Origin of the sequence: Saccharopolyspora sp. 6M, from assembly GCF_020176775.1 — a bacterium.
Classification (GTDB): domain Bacteria; phylum Actinomycetota; class Actinomycetes; order Mycobacteriales; family Pseudonocardiaceae; genus Saccharopolyspora_C; species Saccharopolyspora_C gregorii.
In genome coordinates, this window is the sequence record NZ_JAIUJZ010000313.1 from 1 (window position 1) to 4,108 (window position 4,108).

Annotated in this window: 3 protein-coding genes; 1 reads left to right on the forward strand and 2 read right to left on the reverse strand. The window is 74.8% G+C overall.

All coding sequences use genetic code 11. From position 1 onward, the window contains the following. Nucleotides 1-204 precede the first annotated feature (204 nt). Nucleotides 205-1,689: an alpha/beta hydrolase gene (locus LCD31_RS28290; protein WP_224963164.1), complete on the reverse strand. Its 1,485-nt coding sequence runs from the start codon at nucleotides 1,687-1,689 to the stop codon at nucleotides 205-207. A 121-nt stretch (nucleotides 1,690-1,810) separates the two neighbouring features. Next, nucleotides 1,811-2,458: an HAD family phosphatase gene (locus LCD31_RS28295; protein ID WP_224963166.1), complete on the reverse strand. Its 648-nt coding sequence runs from the start codon at nucleotides 2,456-2,458 to the stop codon at nucleotides 1,811-1,813. A 309-nt stretch (nucleotides 2,459-2,767) separates the two neighbouring features. On the opposite strand from LCD31_RS28295, the gene LCD31_RS28300 reads away from it, so the two are divergent. Beyond that, nucleotides 2,768-3,994: an MFS transporter gene (locus LCD31_RS28300; RefSeq protein ID WP_224963168.1), complete on the forward strand. Its 1,227-nt coding sequence runs from the start codon at nucleotides 2,768-2,770 to the stop codon at nucleotides 3,992-3,994. The last annotated feature ends 114 nt before the right edge of the window (nucleotides 3,995-4,108 follow it).

The window sequence follows — 4,108 nt, forward strand, 5'->3', positions numbered from 1 at the left end:
CGTCCGGAACCGCGGCTGCGCCCGAGGCGGGCCGACACGCCGAGGCATGTCGGACGTGGTCGGCGGGCCCGGGCCGGGCCGCCGCCCCCCCCCCCCCCCCCCCCGACGAGCAGGTGTCCAACGCGGCCAGGGAATGCCTGGAGCGCTTGAACACCGCCTGATCCGGCCGGGCGATCGATCCCGCCCGCGCCGGACCGGGGACGATCAGCGGGAGGCCGGGCAGGACACGTCCTGGTCCGGGCGCTCGCCGTCCACCAGGAACTTGGTGGTCACGTCCAGCACGCAGGCGTTGCCGCCGAGCACGTAGGCGCCGTGCCCTGCCTCGTCGGCGCTGACCAGCCGCGCGCGGTCGCCGAACTTCTCCCGGAGCAGCTCGCCGCCGCGGTGCGGGGTGACCGGGTCGCGCCGGTTCTGCACGATGAGCACGTCGTCCGACCCGTCGTCGAGGACCGGCACCCGCGGCTCGGCGGGCTCGTGCGCCCAGAACGCGCAGGGCAGCACGTTCGCGGTGGCCGCGCCGAACAGCGGGAACTCCGCCCGGTCCGCGGCAACCCCGCGCCGGTAGGTCTCGACGTCCTCCGGCCATTCGACGTCGTTGCAGGTCACCGCGAGGAACACCGACAGCGAGTTGTCCAACGCCGAGGTGTCGGCCCCGGCGAGCTGCTGCGCGCGCACCGCGCCCTCGTCGGAGTCGCGCAGCGACTGCCAGAGCTGCGCGGTCCGGCCGTAGGTCGATTCGGCGTACAGCCCGACGAAGGTGGCCAGCCGGAACTGCGCCCCGTCCACCCCCGCGAACGGCTGGGCGTCGAGGCGTTCGGCGAGGTCGAAGTAGGTGCGCCGCACCTCCTCCTCGGTGCCGCCGAGGCCGTAGGAGTCGCCGCGCTGCGCGACCCACGCCGCGAAGTCCGGGAAGGCCTGCTCGGCGCCGAGCGCGAACCGGCGCATCCCGTCCCGGTCCAGCGCGGTGTCGCCGATGTTGCTGTCCAGCACCACCCGGTCGGCCCGCTCCGGGAACATCGAGGCGTACGCGGCACCCAGCGCGGAACCGTAGGACGCCCCGTAGAAGCTCGCCTTCTCCTCGCCGAGCGCGGCCCGGATCCGGTCCAGGTCGCGCGCCATGTTCGCGGTGGTCAGGCTGCTCAACCGCCCGTCGTCGTGCTGGGCGCACTGCTCGGCGATGGTGCGCACCTCCGCGGCCCGCTCGGTGACCGCGGCGTCGTCGTCCACCGCGTACGGCGGGATGTTGCCGTAGCGCGCCTGCTCGTCGGTGAACCCGCAGCTCACCGGGGACGAGTGGCCCACTCCCCTGGTGTCCATCCCGATCAGGTCGTAGCCGTCCAGCACGCTCGCGGGCAGGCCCCGGTTCGCCAGGTCGGCGCCGAAGGACAGCCCGGAGCCGCCCGGACCGCCTGGGTTGAGCAGCAGCACCCCGCGCCGCCGCTCGGGGTGCTGGCTGGCCAGCCGCGAGATCGTGAGGTCGAGCTGCGCGCCGTCCGGGTCGGAGTAGTCCACCGGCACCTGCACGACCGCGCACTGCACCGGCTGCGGGTCGGTCACCACGTCCGCCGGGCACGGCCCCCACTCCGGCCCGGTCCCCTCGGCCGAGGCCGGCACCGCCAGCAGCGAGGCCGCGAGCCCTGCCGCGATCAGTGCGGCCGCGCTCCGGCCCGCGTTCCGTTCGAGATCCATGTCGTCCTGCCCCTCATCCCGGGTGTTCTCCCGGAGGAGCACTCAACGGTGTGCCCCAGGGGCGAGGTCAACGGCTCGGGCGCTGAGTTGCTCCGTTCGGCGGCAGGCGTGCGGCCGGCGGTCAGCCGAGTTCGTCGAGCGCGGCGGGGAGTTCGGTGATGTCGCCGAGCACGCGGTGCGCTCCGGCGAGGGCGTCCTCGGCGGGCGGGAAGTGGGCGTTGGGCACCGCGAACACGGTGGCGCCGGAGGCGGTGGCGGCGCGCAGCCCGTTGCTGGAGTCCTCGACGGCGGCGCAGTCGGCGGCGGAGGTGCCGAGCAGCCGCGCGGCCTCCAGGTACACGTCGGGCGCGGGTTTGCCCGCGCCGACCTGCTCGCTGGAGAGGGTGGCGCCGACGGTGAGGCCGGTGCTGTCTAGGAACGCCTGGATGATCCGCGGCGGCGCGGAGCTGGCGATGGCGGTGGGGAACCGCTCGGCGACGCGCCGCAGGGTGTCGGCGGCGCCGGGCAGCACGGGCGCGTCCGCGGCGTAGACGCGGGCCATCTCGGAGATGACCCGTTCGGCGGCGTCGTCGGCGGTGAGCTGCGCGCCGAGGTCGTCGACGAGGTAGCGGGCCCATTCGGGGGTGCTCATGCCCTGCATGGCCCGGGTCGCGTCGTCGGTCCAGCGGCCGCCGTGGGCGGCGACGACGTCGCGGCGGATGCGGTCCCAGAGTTGTTCGGAGTCGACGAGGACGCCGTCGAGGTCGAAGAGCACGGCTGCGGGAGTCACGTCGCCGATCGTAGGAGCCGGGGCGCGGGCGCGTCCTGCTCGGTGGCGCGACGGTGGTGCCGGGGTGGTGCCGGGGTGGCGCGGCGGTGGTGCAGGAGCGGCGCGGCACCGGGTGCAGGGGCGGTGCGCCGGGCGGGTTACTCCGGTCGCGGCGTCGCGCTGCTGCGAACGGAGCCGTTCGGGCTGTGTGCCTGCTCATGCGGGCTGGCTGGAGAACCACCAGAAAGTTAGCATTGCGAACGAACTACCCGGTGGGCGGCACGCGAGACGCGGAACGGCTCACCCCGAGACGCTGAGGAGTGGCGGCCGATGAGCGGCACGCACGACGTCCGGTTGCTGGACGTCTTCAAGGGCCAGCCGAAAGCGGTGTGGATCACCGCGTTCGCCGCGGTCATCGCCTTCATGGGCATCGGACTGGTGGACCCGATCCTGCTGTCCATCGCACAAGCCCTGCACGCCGGACCCGAGCAGGTGACGCTGCTGTTCTCGTCCTACCTGGGCGTCCAGGTGGTGGCGATGCTCGTCACCGGCGCGTTCAGCGCCCGCTTCGGGCCCAAGCGGACCGTCGTCACCGGCCTCGTGCTGATCGTGCTGGCCACGCTGGCCTGCGCGGTCGCCGGATCCATCGGGCAGCTGGTGGCGCTGCGCGCGGTGTGGGGCCTGGGCAACGCGTTCTTCATCGCCACCGCGCTGTCGGTGATCGTCGGCGCGGCCAGCGGCGGCCAGCAGGCCGCGATCCTGCTGTACGAGGCGGCGCTCGGCATCGGCCTGTCCACCGGCCCGCTGCTCGGCGCGCTGCTGGGCAACATCTCCTGGCGGGGGCCGTTCGCGGGTACCGCGGTGCTGATGGCGATCGCGCTGGTGCTCTCGGCCGGGTTCCTGCCCGCCGACGACGCGGACCCGGCGAAGCGGCCGAAGGTGCGGCTGCTCGACCCGCTGCGCGCCCTCGGGCACGGCGGGCTGCTGCGCACCGCGCTCGGCTCCGCCTTCTACACGGCCGCGTTCTTCGTGGTGCTCGCGTGGGCGCCGTTCGTGCTGGAGTTCGGGGCGATCGCGGTCGGCCTGGTGTTCTTCGGCTGGGGCCTGTGCGTGGCGGTGGCGGGCGTGACCCTCGCGCCGAAGCTCGCCGCCCGGTTCGGCGACGCGGGCGGGACCGTGCTCGCGGTGCTGCTGTACGCGGTGCTGCTGCTGGTGATGGCGGTCGGGTCGAAACCGGTCGTGGTGGTCGCGGTGATCCTCAGCGGTATCGCCTCGGGCCTGCTGAACACGCTGTTCACCGGGACCGCGATGAGCATCAGCGACGCGCCGCGCTCGGTGGCCAGCGCCGGGTACAACTTCTGCCGCTGGTTCGGCGGCGCGGTCGCGGCGACGTTGGTCGGGCACGTCGCGGACTGGTTCGGCTCGGCGCACGCCCCGTTCGCGGTGGCCGCGGTGCTGTGCGTGGTCTCGGCGGGCCTGCTGCTGGTGGACCTGCGCAAGCGCCGGGATCCGCACCGCGTGCCCGTGGAGGCCGCCGCCGTCGGCGAGGAGTTCTGACCCGTCCCGGCACCGGGGGGCCGGGGGGGGGCGCGGGCCCCGCGGGGCCCCGGGGGGGGGCGCGGCCGCCGCGGGGCCGGGGGGGGGGCGGGGGGTGGGCGGGGGGGGGCGGGC

What these genes read in the sequence shown, in the direction of transcription:
- LCD31_RS28290 (WP_224963164.1), bottom strand. Translation starts at nt 1,689, where the DNA reads ATGGATCTCGAACGGAACGCGGGCCGGAGCGCGGCCGCACTGATCGCG.
- LCD31_RS28300 (WP_224963168.1), top strand. Translation starts at nt 2,768, where the DNA reads ATGAGCGGCACGCACGACGTCCGGTTGCTGGACGTCTTCAAGGGCCAG.